Consider the following 15,261-nt stretch of genomic DNA (forward strand, 5'->3'; position numbering starts at 1 on the left):
TCTTCACCTGCACGATGCTCACCGTTAGGAGAGCATCACTCGGGTGTTACACGCGGCCCGCCAGGGTCGATGGTCATGACCGCCTCGCGCGTCCCCCGTACGCAAAGCCTCAGACCCCGATTCCGCTCCGTCGCCGCCGCGGCTCTCGCCGCCGCAGCGGTGGGCTCCTCTCTCACCGGCTGCGGCATCGCATCGGCGGAATCGAAGGGCCCGATCACCGTCATGACCTGGGCCCCCGCCGACACCAAGGCCACCAACATGCCCGGCATGACGGCCATCGCCTCCGCCTACGCCCGCTGGGTGAACGACAACGGAGGCGTCAACGGCCGCGAGTTGAAGGTCGTCACCTGCAACGAGGGTAACGACAGCGTGCGGGTCGCGGCCTGCGCGCGCAAGGCCCGGGACGTCGGCGCCGTCGCCGTCGTCGGCTCCTACACCACGCACGCACGCACCGCCCTCCCCTCCCTCGAGGTCCACGGCATTCCCTACCTGGGCGGCTACGGGCTCACCGAGGAGGAGTTCTCCAGCCCCTACTCCTTCCCCGTGAACGGCGGCCAGCCCGCGCTCGTGGCGGGAAGCGGACGGCAGCTCGCCGACCTGTGCGACGAGGTCGCCCTCGTGCGTCCCGACACCATCGCCGGGGACGAGCTCCCCGGCGTGTTCGACGCGGGCCTCGGGCGGAAGAGCGACACCGAAGCGGTGACCGACGTCCCCGCGCCGGAGGACTCCGCCGAGTACACCACCGAGGCACGCGCGGCCCTGAAGGCCGCCGGAGTCGGCCTCGCCCCGGAGGAGGACGCCGAGACGGGCCCGGCCACCGCCGAGGACGCCTACGCGACCGCCGACGGCAGCGCCGAGGACGCGCCCTGCGTGGCCGCCGCGCTCGGCGGGCGCACCGGCACCTTCCTCGACTCCTTCACGCGCCTGCGGGACCGGGGGGAGAGGGTGACCTTCGCCTCCGTGCTCGGCAGCGTCGAGCAGTCCCTGGTCAACCGCACCGGCGGCGCGGCCAGCATGCTGGAGGGCTCCTACGTCACGAGCTGGTACCCCGCCAGCCAGGAGCCGGAGTGGGACGAGATGCGCTCCGTCGTGCGGGAGTACGCCTTCGGCGACAACCGCATCGACCCGGCCGACCCCGGCGTGCAGACCACCTGGGTCGCCTACACCGTGCTCCGCTCCGTGCTGGAGGGCATGGACGGCCGGGAGATCAGCGCCCACAGCGTGTACAAGGCGCTCGACGACTCCGGCCCCATCAGCACCGGCGGCCTCACGCCCGACCTGAGCTGGCAGTACGAGGACCTCCTCGGCTTCCCGTCCTACCCGCGGATCGTCAACTCCATGGTCAACTTCCAGAAGGTCCGCGGCGGGCAGCTCGTCTCCGCGCGCGAGGAGCCGGTGGACATCGGCGAGACCCTCAACCGGCTGACGGACGGCTGACGGACACCGGGGGACGGCCGGCGGGGGACGGCAGGCCGTCCCCCGGCCCGGTCGCCGCCGGAACGGGACAGCGCGGGCAGGGCCCGGCCCTGCCCGCGCCGTCGCGCCTCAGAGCTGCGTCGGCTTGCGCTCCGTCAGCCCGTGCTCGCGCGCGACCGGGTTCCACAGCGCGGCCGCGTCCTCCTTCGCGGACGTCGCGTCGCCGCTGGCCCGGTGGCCCTTGCGCAGCGACTCGGTGGACTTCGCCTCACCGTCGTCGCAGCCGTCCTTCCCCGCGACCTGGTCGGCCCAGTCCGCGTAGTGCTCGTCGGCCTCGGCGGAGGCCTTCCAGGCATCCTCCAGCCGGCCGCTGAGCTTCTCGTGGTCCGGCAGCTTGTCGAGGCTCAGCTTGCCCAGGCGCTCCACCAGACCGTTGCGCTGTCCCGCGGCGTCCCGCAGGTCCTTGGCGGACTTGCCGAGCTTCTTGCACTGCTTGATGTTCTCGACCGAGCTGATGACGGAGTCCCGGCTGTTGTTGCTGTCCGCCAGCAGCTCGTCCAGCGCCTGGGCCTGCTCCTGTGCGGTGTCCCCACCGGCCGTCCCGCCGTCGGTGCCGGGCTCGGCCGAGGGCTCCGAGGTCTTCGCCTCCTCCGGCTGCGGCTCGTCACCCCCGCTGTTGAGCGCCGCCCCGCCGGCCAGGCCCGCGGCGACGATGGCCAGCGCGGCCACGGCGACGATCAGGACCGGGTTGCGGCGCCGGCCACCCGCGTCGTCCGGCTCCTCCGGCTCGTACCCGTAGCCGTCGTGACCCTCGTTCCCCTCATAGCCGCCATAACCGCCGTGGCTGCCATGGCCGTGCGGGGGGCCGGGGTCTCCGGGGTGGCCGCCCGGGTGCGGGGCATGCGCGGACCGCGCGGCCTGGGAGCCGTGCGGATAGCCGTAGCCGCCCTGGGCCGGCCCGGCACCCGCGTCGGGAGCGGGCCGGAAGAGGCTGTCGAACTCGGCCGGCGGCTGCCGCTTCTCCGGGGTGCCGGGCCGGATGTCGAACGGCTTCCCCTGCGGCTGCTGCGGCCGCCCGTCCTCCTGCGCTCCCGCGCGGCGCCTTCCCGGGACACGGCGCAGCTGCTGAGTGCTCTCGGGGTTTCCGTGGGTGGGGGGCGACGGCGGCATCCCCCCGGGCGCCGGGCCCGCCCCCTGGCCCCCCAGGGGCCCGGGCCCGGCCTGCGGCGGCAGGAGCTGCGTCTCGTCGGCCGACGCCCCGTGGTGCGGCGGCATCGGGCCGCCGTAGGGCTGCGGGGGCCCGGGCTGCTGGGGCGGGAGGAACTGCGTCTCGTCCGCGGCCCCGGGCAGCGGCGGTACCTGCGGAGGGCCCACGCCGGGCTGCTGGGGTGCCGCGTTCACGTGCGGGGGCGGCGGCTCGGACAGCGGGTGTGGCGGGAGGAGCTGCGTCTCGTCCGCGGGGGCCACGCCGGGCCCGGACGGCAGCCCCTGCACCGCCTGCGGGGGGAACGTCGGCTGAGCCTGCGGGGGCGGAGCGGCGGGCGCGGGCGGGGCCTGCGGCGGTGCGACGGCGGGAGGCGGCGGTGCCACGGCCGGGGGCTGCGGGGCCGAGGCCCCGAAGGCCGGGGGCTGGGGTGCCGGGGGCTGGGGTATCGGGGGCTGGGCGCCCGGGAGCTGAGCGGTCGGCGGCTGGGTGGCCGGCGGCTGCTGGGGGGCGGCCGTCGGCGGCTGGGGGGCGGTGGCCGGCCCCCAGGGCTGACCCCAGGGCTGACCACCGGCCGGCGGCGCGGACTGCTCCGCTTCCTCGGGCCGCTGCTCCCACGGCTCTCCGTTCGACGGCAGTACAACACCCTCGCGGGGCTCGTCGCCCTGCCCGCTGTGCGCTGTCACCGACGGACTCCTCACACCTCATGCGCCCTGCACCGAAAGCGCCACCCGGCCTAGGCGGATGGCCTGTTGACCGTCCTCCGCGCGGGGGACGGCAGCGGGCTCACGCTACCCGGTTGCCCGCGCGCCCGGCCACGACGTCCCCCGTTACCGGCCGCGGCCCTGATCAGCCCTGGTCCGAGTGGTCCGGGCGGGCCCCGCGGTCCTGGCGGCCCCGGCGGTCCGGGCCGTCCAGCCGCGCGGTGAACGCCCGCACACACGGTTCGGTGGCGAAGGGCTCGATCCGCTCCCGGAAGGCGGACAGATACTCCTGCCCGCGCCGGGAGCGGATCGTGTCGAGCAGTTCGACGGCCCGGCTGGCGGTGTGGCAGGCCGCCTCGACGTCCCGCTGCCCGGCCAGGGCCTCGGCGAGGAGCAGCAGATCGATCGCCCGTCGCCGGGTCCGGCCCTCCGGGTGCAGGGCGAGGGCCTCCTCGGCGTGCCGCCGGGCGGCGTCCGCCTGCCCCAGGTCCCGCTGGCAGTGGGCCAGTTCGTCGGCGAGGTAGGCGGCGTCGAAGTGCGCGATCCAGGGCGGGTCGTCGCCGCTGCCCCCGGACCCCGACTCGGCCCGTTCGAACGCGCCGAGCGCCCGCCCGGCCGCCAGCCGGCAGGCCGCCCGGTCGCCCTGGAGCGCGTGGCCGCGGGCCTCGGCGGCGTGGAACAGGGACTCCGTGCGCGGGGTGGCCCGCCCCCGGGCGCCCTCCTGCGCGGCCCGGGCGAGCTGGGCGACCTCGTGGGGGCTGCCCAGGGAGGCGGCCAGGTGGCTCATGCCGGCGGCCAGAACGTAGCCCCCGTAGGCGCGGTCGCCCGCGGCCTGCGCCAGCCGCAGGGCCCGCACATAGTGCCGCTGGGCCAGCGCCCGCTGCCCGGTGTCGACGGCGGTGTACCCGGCCAGTTCGGCCAGGCGAGCGGCGGCGGCGAACAGGGCGCGCCCGACCTCGTCCCGGTAGGAGCCGCCGAGCAGTCCGGACACGACGCCGGCGAGGTAGTGCACGAGGACGGGCCGGACGTGCCCGCTGCCGAAGCGGTGGTCGAGCTCGGCCAGGGCCCGGGTGGTGGCCCGCACCGCCGCCACGTCCGCCATCCCGACCCGTGGCCCGGCGGTGCGCGCGATCACCTCGTCGGGCGGGCTGATCAGCCAGTCGCGGCTGGGTTCGACGAGCGCCGTCGCCGTGACCGGGCGCCCGGCGAAGGCCTCGCGCCCCGCCGCGTCGCAGCGCCACAGCTCACCGGTCTGCTCCACGGCGTCGGCGACGTGCGGCTCGTAGCGCAGTCCCAGGTCGGCGGAGGGGCTGCGGGCGGCGGACATCCCCACGTCGTCCAGGCTGACGGGGTGGCCCAGCTTCCGGGCCAGCGCCTCCGCGATGAGGGCGGGGGCGCGGCCCCGGGGTTGCTGGCCGCGCAGCCAGCGGGCCACCGAGGTCTTGTCGTAGCGCAGGTCGAGGCCGTGTTCGGCGCCGATGTCGTTGACCCGGCGGGCGAGCCCGGCGTTGGAACAGCCGGCTTCCTCGATGAGCACGGCGAGCCGGTCGTTGGGGCGGCGCGGGGTCAGGTTGCGTGGGGGGTGCGGTGCGGCGGCTGCCATGGCGGTCCCCTCGGTCCGACGGCGGGCACCGCTGGTGGCTACCCAGGACCGGGGCCGGACCCGGCGTTGCGCCCCCGTCCGTGCTTCGGTGCGCCCCGCGGTACCGCCGCGTGCTCCGACCGGGCGGGGTGCTGTGACGATGCGCCGGCGGCAAGCGGACGACGAACCGTAACCGTTGCCGGACGGTGGAGTTGTGATCTGCGTGGAAGAGACGATCGCAGTGCCCTCGGCGGGTGAGAAGACCCCGCAGCCGTCCCGGCAGGTCCCCCGACAGTCGGCGCCGTCGAGCGGCGGCACGCTACTCGACCACGCGGTTCGCTACGCCGGGGAGCGGCACTGGGACGTCCTGCCGGGCACCTGGCTGGAGATCGTCGACGGGGTGCCGCGCTGTACGTGCGGCGTCCCGGACTGTCCCTCCCCTGGCGCACACCCCCGGGAGCCGGGCTGGGCCGCGCACGCCACCGGGAGCGGCACCGCGGCCCGACGGCTGTGGGAGCGCTCGCCGTTCGCGTCGGTGCTGCTGCCCACGGGGCGGACGTTCGACGCGGTCGACGTGCCGGAGGTCGCCGGGTGCCTGGCGCTGGCCCGCATGGAGCGGATGGACGTCCCGCTCGGCCCGGTCACGTGCACCCCGCAGGGCCGGATGGTGTTCTTCGTGCTGCCGGGCGCGGCGGCGAAGGCCCCCGACCTCATCCGGGGGCTCGGCTGGTCGCCCGGCGCGCTCGACCTGACGACGCACTCCGTCGGTTCCTGGGTGGCCGCCCCGCCCACCCGGATCGGGGTGCGCGGCTCGGTCCAGTGGGTGCGGCGTCCGACGCCCGTCAACCGCTGGCTGCCCGACGCCGACGAGTTGCTCCCGCAGTTGGCGTACTGCTGCGGCCAGGAGGCCGCCGCGGCCCGCCGGCGCTGAGGGCTTGCACCGCCTGACGCGCCACGCTGCCGACCCGCCTGACGGCGCGTCCGGTGTCCCCTGTGCGGGGTGCGCTCCGGCCCTCCGGCGGCTGCCTCAGGAGAGAGCCGAGGCGAGGAACGGCTCGACGGCGGCGCGCCAGGCCTCGGGCTGGTCGTAGTGGACGAGGTGGCCGGCGTCGGCGACCTCGGCGTACTGGCCGTTGGGCAGCACGCGCACCATCTCCTGCGCCTCCGCGCGCCCCAGTTCGCCGTCGATGCCGCGCACGACGAGGGCCGGGCAGCGCACCTGCGCCAGCTCCTCCCAGTGCGCGTCGAGCACCCACGCCTCGCGGGCCAGGAGCATCTGGCGGCGGGAGAAGACGGGCCGCCATCCGTCGGCCCGCTCGGCCATGACCTCGGCGTAGAACTCGCCACGGGAGCGGCTCGCCCGCTCCTGCGTCGGGTCGCCCTCGCTGAACCACGCGCGGACGTCCGCGAGGGTGGCGAAGGGCAGCGGCCACGAGCGGTACCAGGACTCCCACTCGCGCTGCGACCGTTCGCCGAGGGCGGACGCCCGCATGTCGCAGACGACGAGGGCGCGGACGAGGTCGGGGCGGCGGGCGGCCAGCTGCCACCCGGTGAGGGCGCCCATCGCGTGCCCGACGACCGCGACGGGGCCGAGGCCCAGCTGCTCGATGGCGGCGGCCGCGTCGGCCACGTACGCGTCCCGGTCGTACGGGCCGTCGGCGGGCTTGTCGCTGCGGCCGTGGCCGCGCTGGTCGAGCCCGACGGCGCGGTAACGGCCGGAGAGCCAGCGGGCGGTGGCCGCCCAGTGCGAGGCGCGGCCCATCAGCCCGTGGAGCAGCAACACCCCGGGCGGTGGCGCGGCTCCGGGCGGGACGGCTCCGGACGCCGGGGCCGGATGTGCGTCCGGGCCGACGGGCGGGGGCTTGGGCCCGTCGGCGAACTCCCAGGCCGCGAGTCTGAGCCCGCCCGTACCGGTGACGTCGATGCGTCGCACCATGTGACCCGACCCCCACATCCGGAAACTGGCTGGAAATCCGCTCTGTGTCGTGTGCCGCCTGCCGTGACGCCGCGTCGCGTCGCGGACCGGACCGCAGGCCGCCCCGCAGGCCGCCGCCCCTGTGCACCCGCGGCGGCCGGGCGGCCGACGTGGTGCCGCCCTGGCCCCGCCCGGCCGCGACCGGCTGATCCCCGCCACCGAAGACCGTCGGCCGATCCACCTCCACGGTATCGAACGACTATTCGAACACGCGGAGTTCCAGCGCAACTTCCCTCAATCGAGTGACAGCCGATCACGGTTGACGTTCTGTCCGCCGGGGAGAGTCGTACCGGGAGGCGGGCGCCGCACAGAAGCGGGAGGTATCGGGCGCCCGCGGAGGGCGGCCCGGAACGCTCGGGGATCCGGGCCGCACCACCCAGGGGGGCACGGGAAAGCGGGGCCCCGGTCGCACATGCCACCGGGGCTCTCGCGATGAGCCGATCCCGCACGGCGGCTACCCCCTTCGACGCGACAGCGTCAGCCCAGGGTGTCACGCCCCGCACCCGGTCGGATGCATTCCGGTCAACTCGAGGACGAGAACCCCTTGTCGACGCCGCGTCGGCAACCGTGCGGGGAGCCGCCACCGGAGGCTCGCAGCGGCCGGAACCGCCCGGCCGCGACGGCGCGACCACGACGGCGAGCGTCCGGCCACGGCCCCGACGGTCTCGCCCCGGCAATCCCGACGACCGCAGCGTCCCGACGGCTGCGGGCATCTCGACCGTCCCGGCATCCCGATGGCTGCGGGCATCTCGACCGTCCCGAGCAGCGCGTTCGGCCCGACCGGCCGTCAGGCCTCAGCGCTTGGCGACGAAGACGTGCGCCGCGATCTCCTGCTGCAGCTCGGCCGCCTCGCCGCCGCTGCCCACGTGGATGCCACCGCCCGGGCCCGGCGTCACCGTCACCACGGAGCCGGGCTGCACCCCGGCGCGGCGCAGGGTGTACATCAACTGGGCGTCCTTCTGGATGGGTTCGCCGATGCGGCGGACGACGACCGTCTTGCCGTCCGGCCCCGGCGCCAGGTCGGCCAGGCTCACCATCGCGTCGGCCAGGAACGGCTCGCCGTCGCCCGCGTCCCCCAGCTCGTCCAGGCCCGGGATCGGGTTCCCGTACGGGGACTCGGTGGGATGGCGCAGCAGCTCCAGCACCCGCCGCTCCACGGCCTCGCTCATCACGTGCTCCCAGCGGCAGGCCTCGGCGTGCACCTGCTCCCACTCCAGGCCGATGACGTCCACCAGCAGGCACTCGGCCAGCCGGTGCTTGCGCATGACCCGGGTCGCGAGCCTGCGCCCGTCGGCCGTCAGCTCCAGGTGGCGGTCCCCCGCGACGGTCAGCAGCCCGTCGCGCTCCATCCGGGCCACGGTCTGGCTGACCGTCGGCCCGCTCTGGTCCAGGCGCTCGGCGATGCGGGCACGCATGGGCACGACGCCCTCTTCCTCCAGCTCCAAAATGGTGCGGAGATACATCTCGGTGGTGTCGATGAGTCCTGACATCTGGTGTACGTGCCCCTCGTCAGCTGTGCGGTGGCCCTGCACCCAATTCTGACCCATCCCGAGGACAACCGTCGCACGCCGGGTTGACCCGGGCTTTACCCAGGGCCACCGCGTACGCCCTCTGGTCCAGACCACTCCTCTTCCTCTAGCGTGAGCGCCATGAGCGCGAGCGATCTTGCGGAACGGTTCCTCGACGGCGCGATCGGCCTGCTGGAGCAGGTCAGGGAGGGGGAAGCGGAGTCGATCACGGCGGCGGGCACGCTGCTGGCCGACGCCGTGGCCGAGGGCCGACGGCTCTTCGCGTTCGGCGCCGGCCACTCCGCCCTCGTCGCCCAGGACGTGGTCTACCGGGCCGGCGGGCTCGCGGTGGTCAACCTGCTGGCCGTGCCCGGGCTCGTCGGCGTCGACGTCCACCCCGCGCCGCTGGGCAGCGCCCTGGAGCGCGTGGACGGGCTGGCCACCGCCGCCCTGGACGCCTCACCCGCCCGCGCCGGGGACGTCCTCGTCGTCGTCTCGCTCTCCGGGCGCAACCCGCTGCCCGTCGAGATGGCCCGGCACGCCCGCTCCCTCGGGCTCGGCGTCATCGGGCTGACCTCGACGGCCTACGCCTGCGAGACGACCCCCCGGAACGCCTCCGGCACCTTCCTCAAGGACCACTGCGACGTCGTCCTCGACAACCGCGTCCCGGTGGGCGACGCGACCCTCACCCACCCCGACGTCCCGGCGCCCTTCGCCCCCGCCTCCACCGTCGTCTCCTGCGCCCTCATCCAGGCCGCCGTCGCGACCGCCGCCGGCGTCCTGGCCGACCGCGGGCTCACCCCGCCGCTCCTGCGCTCCGGCAACGTCGACGGTGGGCACGCCTGGAACGAGCGCGTCATGACCGAGTACGCGGACCGGATCTTCTACCGCCGCTGAGCGCCGCCCCGCACGGGCTCTCGGAGCCGCCCCGGGGGGCTACCGGCCCGTCGCGGGCGGCACTCCGCGACGGCGCTCGCCGCGCACCGCCTGCGCCAGGTCCACGGCGGCGGCGATCCGCACCGCGACGTCCTGGGCGTACACGGTGTCCGCCCGGTCGAAGTTCCGCCGCACCGGGCCCCGCAGGAACGTCACGACGCCCAGCGTGCGGCCCCGGCTGCGCAGCGCCGCGCACAACCCGTACGCCGTCCCCTCCGGCCAGGAGCGCGCCGCCGCCCACTCCGGGGACGTGCTCCCGCCCGCCCCCGCGCGCACCGGTCCGCCGTGCTCGAACGCCTGCAACGCCGGATGGTTCACCATGTACGGCACCGGCAGCCCGCTCTCCGGCGCCGGGTGCCAGGCCGAGCCCCCCGGCGCGTGCCCGGCCCGCACCAGCCGGGCCCCCGCGGCCAGGTCCAGCAGCGCGTGGTCCGCGAACCCGGCGAGCGCGAAGTCCAGATGGGCGGCGGCGGCCTCCATCGGGTCGTCGCACTCGGCCGCCGCCCGCGCCGCCCGGTGCAGCTGGCTGTCCCGGAACCGCAGCCGGGCCGCCTGCTGCTCGGTCAGCTTCGCGTCCGTGACGTCGTGGAAGACCCAGGCCACCCCCAGCGGCACCGGCTCCTCGGCCATCGGTGAGGACAGGCGCAGGAACCCGCTGCGCCAGCACCGCCGCAGCGGCGGGTCCACCGGGCCGTCCCCGCTGGGCCGCAGCGTCACCCACAGGTCGGCCGGGGCGGGCGGCGTGCCCTCGGCCAGCACGTGCTGCAGCGCACTCTCCAGCTCCTCCAGACCGTTGCTGATCACATCGCCCAGCGGGCGCCCCAGCAGCGTCGACCGCCGCACCCCGAGGGCCCGGGCCGCGTGCCGGTTGACGACAGCGGGGCGCAGGTCCGCGTCGATCAGCACGACGCCCCAGGAGGCGTCCTCGAACAGCGCCTCGCTGAGCGCGATCGAACGCTCCAGATCGATCTGGGTGTGCACCTCGCTGAACGCGCAGTACACCCCGGCCGACTCCCCGGCTGCGTCCCGCACCACCGAGGACTGCGTGCGCACCAGCACCCGCCCGCCGTCCTTCGTCACGAGCGCGAACTCGTGCACCTGACGCCCCGGCCCGGTCATCGCGCCCAGCAGCCGGCTCTGCACGTCCTCGGCGTCCGCCGGGCGCACGGCCCAGCCCGCCAGCCCCCGGCGCCCGACGGCCTCCCGTGGGCTCCAGCCGAGCATGCGCTCCGCCTCGCGGTTCCAGTGGGTGACGACGCCGTCCGCGTCCAGGGCGAAGAGCGCGGCGTCCATGCCGTCCAGCAGCGCCGCCAGCAGCGACTCACCACCGGGACGGTGCGCGGTCTGGGGGTCGCCCTCACCGCCGTCGGCCGTGGCTTCGGAGTGGGTATCGGGTTGAGCGGACATCTGCACCCCCGGGCGGCCGGGCTCGTGACCGTGCCGCTCTCTGCTGCGTCGAAGCGGTGTGTGCGCGTACGCACGCGATCCGTACGTTTACGTGCACGGTGCATGCACGCCTATTCAACTCCAGCGTGACGCAACGCACAGGAGCTTCGGCGAAATCGTTGCGGCCCCGAAATTTCGTTGCCCCGCCTCCGGGGGCGGAGTTAGCGTGCGAGGACACGAGAGAGGAGGTGATCCGGAGCATGTACGACCACCGGACGCGTGAGGTGACTGCGGCCTGACCAGGCCAGTCGTCGCTCAGCGAAGGCCGGTCTGACCGGCTCATATCCACGCAGTCACCCGGCCCGCGGGTCGCCGGTTCGTCCGACCGGCTCCCTCTCCGCCGCCGCGGAGGGGAAGACCCGCGGGCCGTTCCCGTGCCCGGGAGGCCCGTGCCGAAGACACGGGGCTCGGCAGGCCCGGGGCCTCTCTGGCCCCGGGCCGGGTCTCCGCGGGGCCGTCAGGGGCACAGGCGGTCGACCGCCCAGCCCTCCCCCGCCCGCCGGTACCTGAGCCGGTCGTGCAGCCGGTTCTCCCGGCCCTGCCAGAACTCCACCGTCTCCGGGACGACGCGGAAGCCGCCCCACTGCGGCGGCACCGGAACGTCCTCACCCTCCGGATAGCGTGCGGCCAGCCCCGCGTAGAGGGCGTCCAGCTCCTCCCGGGTGGCGAGCGTCGAGGACTGTTCGCTGGCCCAGGCGCCCAGCTGGGAGCCGTGCGGGCGCGTCCGGAAGTACGCCGCCGTCTCCGCCCGTCCCGTCCGCTCCGCCCGCCCCTCGATGATCACCTGACGGGCGACGCCGTGCCATGGGAAGAGCAGCGACACCCGCGGGTTTCCCGCGATCTCCCGGCCCTTGCGCGAGCCGTAGTTCGTGTAGAAGACGAAGCCCTGCGCGTCATACCCCTTGAGCAGCACCGTGCGCGAGCTGGGCCGGCCCTCGGCGTCCGTGGTGGAGAGGATCATCGCGTTCGGCTCATGCAGCCCGGCCTCCTCGGCCGCGTGGAACCAGCGGTCGAACTGCTCCACCGGGTCCTCGGCCAGGTCCCCCTCCGCCAGCCCCGCCTGCCGGTAGTGGGCGCGCATGACGGCCGGGTCCAGTGCGCGGCGAGCCCGGGAGGCGGCGGCCTCGGCGGCGTTCGCCGCGGCCTCGGCCGCACTCGCGGCGGCCTGCGCGGCGAAGGCGGCCTCGATGGACGGGTCGGTGCTGTGCGGGTGATCCTGGGCGTCAGTCACGCCTCCATCTTGCAGCAGCACCCGCCGGTGGTGGACGAGTGTTCCCCCTCTTCGGCGTTCGTACACCTGGGGGAACCCGATCGCGCTGTGTGCCACTTCTCACGCGTGTCCCGGAGGTGACGAACCGGCGGAAATCCCCGACTGTGAAGGTGTCGCGTGCATAAAGCGCGGCTATGGTGATCGATCGCGCCCGAGGCGGGGGGGACCACCCGCCCGCGCACCATCCTGATCTCGGCGACGGACCGCCGCCCCACGGGACAGTGGGCGACCCAGCCGTCCCGACCCATCGCGAGGAGCCGCCTGATGTCCGATTTCGTTCCTGGGCTCGAAGGAGTCGTCGCGTTCGAAACGGAGATCGCCGAACCCGACAAGGAGGGCGGCGCTCTCCGCTACCGCGGGGTCGACATCGAAGACCTGGTGGGGAACGTGTCCTTCGGCAAGGTCTGGGGCCTGCTGGTGGACGGCAGCTTCGCCCCCGGCCTGCCTCCGGCCGAGCCCTTCCCCATCCCCGTGCACTCCGGCGACATCCGGGTCGACGTCCAGTCCGCCCTGGCCATGCTCGCCCCGGTGTGGGGCCTGAAACCGCTGCTGGACATCGACGCCGAACAGGCCCGCGAGGACCTCGCCCGCGCCGCCGTCATGGCGCTCTCCTACGTCGCCCAGTCCGCCCGCGGCCAGGGCCTGCCCATGGTGCCGCAGCGCGAGATCGACAAGGCCGACACCGTCGTCGAGCGGTTCATGCGCCGCTGGCGCGGCGAGCCCGACCCCAAGCACGTCGCCGCCGTCGACGCCTACTGGACGTCCGCCGCCGAGCACGGCATGAACGCCTCCACCTTCACCGCCCGCGTCATCGCCTCCACCGGCGCCGATGTCGCCGCCGCCCTCTCCGGGGCCGTCGGCGCCATGTCCGGCCCCCTCCACGGCGGCGCCCCCTCGCGCGTCCTCGGCATGATCGAGGAGATCGAGCGCACCGGCGACGCCACCGCCTACGTCAAGCGGCAGCTCGACAAGGGCGAGCGCCTCATGGGCTTCGGCCACCGCGTCTACCGCGCCGAGGACCCCCGCGCCCGCGTCCTGCGCCGCACCGCCAAGGAGCTCGGCGCCCCCCGCTTCGAGGTCGCCGAGGCCCTGGAGAACGCCGCCCTGGCCGAGCTCAAGGCCCGCCGCCCCGACCGCGTCCTCGCGACCAACGTCGAGTTCTGGGCCGCGATCGTCCTGGACTTCGCCGAGGTCCCCGCGCACATGTTCACCTCGATGTTCACCTGCGCCCGCACCGCCGGCTGGTCCGCGCACATCCTGGAGCAGAAGCGCACCGGCCGCCTCGTGCGCCCCTCGGCCCGCTACACCGGCCCCGGCCGCCGCGGCGTCGAGGAGATCCCCGGCTTCTGACCCTCCCCGGGCCCGGGCGCTCGCGCCCCGGGCCGTGGGGAGGAGCCCCGCTCCTCCCCACGGCCCGGCGTTACGGGCTGTCCCTACTGGCCCACGCGGCCGTCGACGCGCTCCCGCAGGAGGTCGGCGTGCCCGCAGTGGCGTGCGTACTCCTCGACGCGGTGCACCCACAGCTCCCGGATCGACGTACCGTCCTTCCCCACCCGAGCGCCCAGGTCCGCGTACTCGGCCAGCACCGCGTCCGTTGCCGCCTGCTCCCGCTCCAGATCGGCGAACGCCCCCTCGACCAACGCCTGATCGGCCACGGCTCCGTCGAAGTCCGCGTCCCGCACTCCGTACAGCTTCGGCGCCGGGTTCTCCGGCACCACCCAGTTGCGCCAGTCCCGCTCGACCTCGGCCAGATGCCGGACCAGGCCCAGCAGCGACATGGTCGACGGCGGAACCGACCTGCGCGCCAGTTGCTCCGCGTCCAGCCCCTCACACTTCATCCGCAGGGTGAGGCGATAGTTCGTCAGGAAGTCCTGCACTGTCGCCAGCTCACCGTCCTGAGTGGTTCCCTCGCTCTCGCGCGGATCTTCGCCCGGGTCCGCCCACATGTCGGGATAGATGTTCGCCTGGGTCCACCGCTCGGGTACGTCGTTCATTCCGCGCACACTGCTGGCCCGACGGCCCCGAGCGCAAACGGATAACCCGGTGAGGCCGCCTGCTCCGCGCACCGGTCAGGCTGTGGCCGCGGTGCGGACGGCCGCATGAACGGCCCGGGCCAGACGAGCTCCCCACAGGGAGCGGGGTCCGGCGAACGCGTGCGGATCCTCGCCCCGGCGCGGGGTGTACGCGGCGATGCAGACGGCGTCGGTGGGCGTGCCGGAGCAGTCGAGGCCGACGTCCAGCAGTGCCTGCACCTTGGCCTCGGTGGCGGTGGCGACCGCGTTGACCAGTGCCGCGTCGGTCAACGCCACCGGCAGGGCGACGATGACGTTGATCGTGCCCGGCGCCGCCGCCCGGTCCGTACCCGGCGCGGGGGTGGCGGCCCAGCCGCGTACCCCGAGCCCTGCCGTGGCGACCGCCTCCACGCCGCTGTCACACGCGCGGGCATGGGCCCGGACGTCGGCGGCGGTCATGAGGCCGACCCCAGGTCCGTGGGCACCGGCGTCACGAGCGAGGTCCGCCAGGTGCTGGTCCGGGTCGGTGCGGCGGTAGCCGTGGGAGACCTGGGCGTTCAGTACCCAGGCCCGCTCTCCGATACCGCCGCCCAGCACGGCACTGCTGATCATCCGCCAGCCAGGCCCGGCACGCCACAGCAGCGCGTGCAGCCGCTCGCCGTCCTCCGCACGGGCCAGCGACTGAAGCGGCACCACGCTCGGGGGGCGGGACGGCGGTACGACGGTCACGGGGCAGAACACCTCTTGGTACGAGAACCCGGTGATCCTACACACGGCCTCCTCGGTGAACCGCCCCGCTTCCCGAACGCCCGAGACCGGAGCCGAACCAGCGCCGCACGTCGACCGGCGGCCGACCACGGTGGCTCGCCGCCCGCGTCCACGGCACGTCGCGGTGCCGTGGTGGCACCCCGCCCAGGCCGCGGACGAAGCCCGGTACGACGTCGCGGTTCCGGGGCGTCAGGTCCGGGCCCGAAGCCGCCGCGCCAACGGGACGAGGAAGCCCAGCCCGGCGGGGAGCGCGAGAGCCAGGTACAGCGTCGTCGGCACCGCCAGCTGACTGCCGGTGTCCGTTCGGCCCTCCCCGACCGCGAACACGTGGTCCCCGATCCACGGGTCCTCCACCAGCCGCGCCGGATCGAAGACCCGCCCCTCGTTACGGACGGGTTCCGCCCGCTTCACCTCCGGCGACCCGTCCTCTTCGTCCACGG

At 75.0% G+C, this 15,261-nt stretch carries 13 protein-coding genes; 4 read left to right on the forward strand and 9 right to left on the reverse strand.

Annotated elements, in window-relative coordinates; translation table 11 throughout:
• Positions 1 to 222: 222 nt before the first annotated feature.
• On the forward strand, positions 223 to 1,437 hold the full coding sequence (locus O7609_RS08845) for an ABC transporter substrate-binding protein (RefSeq protein WP_269743385.1): 1,215 nt from the start codon (positions 223 to 225) through the stop codon (positions 1,435 to 1,437).
• Between the two features lie 108 nt (positions 1,438 to 1,545).
• Here the strand turns inward: O7609_RS08845 and O7609_RS08850 are convergent, their stop codons facing one another.
• Together O7609_RS08850 and O7609_RS08855 are read right to left on the reverse strand one after the other, a co-directional pair.
• Positions 1,546 to 3,306 (reverse strand): hypothetical protein, encoded by a 1,761-nt coding sequence (locus tag O7609_RS08850; protein ID WP_269743386.1) that lies wholly within the window; start codon positions 3,304 to 3,306, stop codon positions 1,546 to 1,548.
• 163 nt (positions 3,307 to 3,469) lie between these two features.
• Positions 3,470 to 4,927, reverse strand: a complete 1,458-nt coding sequence (locus O7609_RS08855; RefSeq protein WP_269734394.1) for a transcriptional regulator — start codon at positions 4,925 to 4,927, stop codon at positions 3,470 to 3,472.
• Between the two features lie 193 nt (positions 4,928 to 5,120).
• Between O7609_RS08855 and O7609_RS08860 the strand changes: the two genes are divergently transcribed.
• Positions 5,121 to 5,837, forward strand: coding sequence for a bifunctional DNA primase/polymerase (locus O7609_RS08860; RefSeq protein WP_443072083.1), 717 nt, complete (start codon positions 5,121 to 5,123; stop codon positions 5,835 to 5,837).
• Positions 5,838 to 5,933: 96 nt separating this feature from the next.
• On the opposite strand, the gene O7609_RS08865 is transcribed toward O7609_RS08860, so the two are convergent.
• Both O7609_RS08865 and O7609_RS08870 read right to left on the reverse strand, forming a co-directional pair.
• Complete coding sequence (locus tag O7609_RS08865) at positions 5,934 to 6,842, reverse strand: alpha/beta fold hydrolase (RefSeq protein WP_269734396.1); 909 nt, start codon at positions 6,840 to 6,842, stop codon at positions 5,934 to 5,936.
• Positions 6,843 to 7,675: 833 nt separating this feature from the next.
• Positions 7,676 to 8,371 carry a metal-dependent transcriptional regulator gene (locus tag O7609_RS08870; RefSeq protein WP_269734397.1) on the reverse strand — a complete coding sequence of 232 codons (696 nt, stop codon included), beginning with the start codon at positions 8,369 to 8,371 and terminating at the stop codon, positions 7,676 to 7,678.
• A gap of 159 nt (positions 8,372 to 8,530) precedes the next feature.
• On the opposite strand from O7609_RS08870, the gene O7609_RS08875 reads away from it, so the two are divergent.
• Positions 8,531 to 9,286, forward strand: a complete 756-nt coding sequence (locus O7609_RS08875) for an SIS domain-containing protein (RefSeq protein WP_269743387.1) — start codon at positions 8,531 to 8,533, stop codon at positions 9,284 to 9,286.
• Between the two features lie 39 nt (positions 9,287 to 9,325).
• On the opposite strand, the gene O7609_RS08880 is transcribed toward O7609_RS08875, so the two are convergent.
• Both O7609_RS08880 and pdxH read right to left on the reverse strand, forming a co-directional pair.
• Positions 9,326 to 10,732, reverse strand: coding sequence for a PAS domain-containing protein (locus O7609_RS08880; RefSeq protein WP_269743388.1), 1,407 nt, complete (start codon positions 10,730 to 10,732; stop codon positions 9,326 to 9,328).
• Between the two features lie 496 nt (positions 10,733 to 11,228).
• Positions 11,229 to 11,852 (reverse strand): pyridoxamine 5'-phosphate oxidase, encoded by a 624-nt coding sequence (gene pdxH, locus O7609_RS08885; protein ID WP_269737077.1) that lies wholly within the window; start codon positions 11,850 to 11,852, stop codon positions 11,229 to 11,231.
• A gap of 453 nt (positions 11,853 to 12,305) precedes the next feature.
• On the opposite strand from pdxH, the gene O7609_RS08890 reads away from it, so the two are divergent.
• Entirely contained in the window at positions 12,306 to 13,391 is a 1,086-nt protein-coding gene (locus O7609_RS08890; protein WP_269734400.1) for a citrate synthase 2, read from the forward strand.
• A gap of 83 nt (positions 13,392 to 13,474) precedes the next feature.
• On the opposite strand, the gene O7609_RS08895 is transcribed toward O7609_RS08890, so the two are convergent.
• The 3 genes from O7609_RS08895 to O7609_RS08905 all read right to left on the reverse strand — a co-directional run bounded on the left by O7609_RS08895 (position 13,475) and on the right by O7609_RS08905 (position 15,259).
• Positions 13,475 to 14,035, reverse strand: a complete 561-nt coding sequence (locus O7609_RS08895; protein ID WP_269734401.1) for a DinB family protein — start codon at positions 14,033 to 14,035, stop codon at positions 13,475 to 13,477.
• A 75-nt stretch (positions 14,036 to 14,110) separates the two neighbouring features.
• Positions 14,111 to 14,782, reverse strand: a complete 672-nt coding sequence (locus tag O7609_RS08900) for an adenosylcobinamide amidohydrolase (protein ID WP_443072084.1) — start codon at positions 14,780 to 14,782, stop codon at positions 14,111 to 14,113.
• Positions 14,783 to 15,010: 228 nt separating this feature from the next.
• Complete coding sequence (locus O7609_RS08905) at positions 15,011 to 15,259, reverse strand: hypothetical protein (protein ID WP_269734402.1); 249 nt, start codon at positions 15,257 to 15,259, stop codon at positions 15,011 to 15,013.
• Positions 15,260 to 15,261: the final 2 nt, after the last annotated feature.

Origin of the sequence: Streptomyces sp. WMMC1477, assembly GCF_027460245.1 — a bacterium.
GTDB lineage: Bacteria > Actinomycetota > Actinomycetes > Streptomycetales > Streptomycetaceae > Streptomyces.

Bases quoted from the DNA above. Each gene is read 5' to 3' on its own strand.
- O7609_RS08855 (WP_269734394.1), bottom strand. From the start codon at position 4,927: ATGGCAGCCGCCGCACCGCACCCCCCACGCAACCTGACCCCGCGCCGC.
- O7609_RS08865 (WP_269734396.1), bottom strand. From the start codon at position 6,842: ATGGTGCGACGCATCGACGTCACCGGTACGGGCGGGCTCAGACTCGCG.
- O7609_RS08870 (WP_269734397.1), bottom strand. From the start codon at position 8,371: ATGTCAGGACTCATCGACACCACCGAGATGTATCTCCGCACCATTTTG.
- O7609_RS08880 (WP_269743388.1), bottom strand. From the start codon at position 10,732: ATGTCCGCTCAACCCGATACCCACTCCGAAGCCACGGCCGACGGCGGT.
- O7609_RS08875 (WP_269743387.1), top strand. From the start codon at position 8,531: ATGAGCGCGAGCGATCTTGCGGAACGGTTCCTCGACGGCGCGATCGGC.
- O7609_RS08890 (WP_269734400.1), top strand. From the start codon at position 12,306: ATGTCCGATTTCGTTCCTGGGCTCGAAGGAGTCGTCGCGTTCGAAACG.
- O7609_RS08845 (WP_269743385.1), top strand. From the start codon at position 223: ATGACCTGGGCCCCCGCCGACACCAAGGCCACCAACATGCCCGGCATG.
- pdxH (WP_269737077.1), bottom strand. From the start codon at position 11,852: ATGCGCGCCCACTACCGGCAGGCGGGGCTGGCGGAGGGGGACCTGGCC.
- O7609_RS08895 (WP_269734401.1), bottom strand. From the start codon at position 14,035: ATGAACGACGTACCCGAGCGGTGGACCCAGGCGAACATCTATCCCGAC.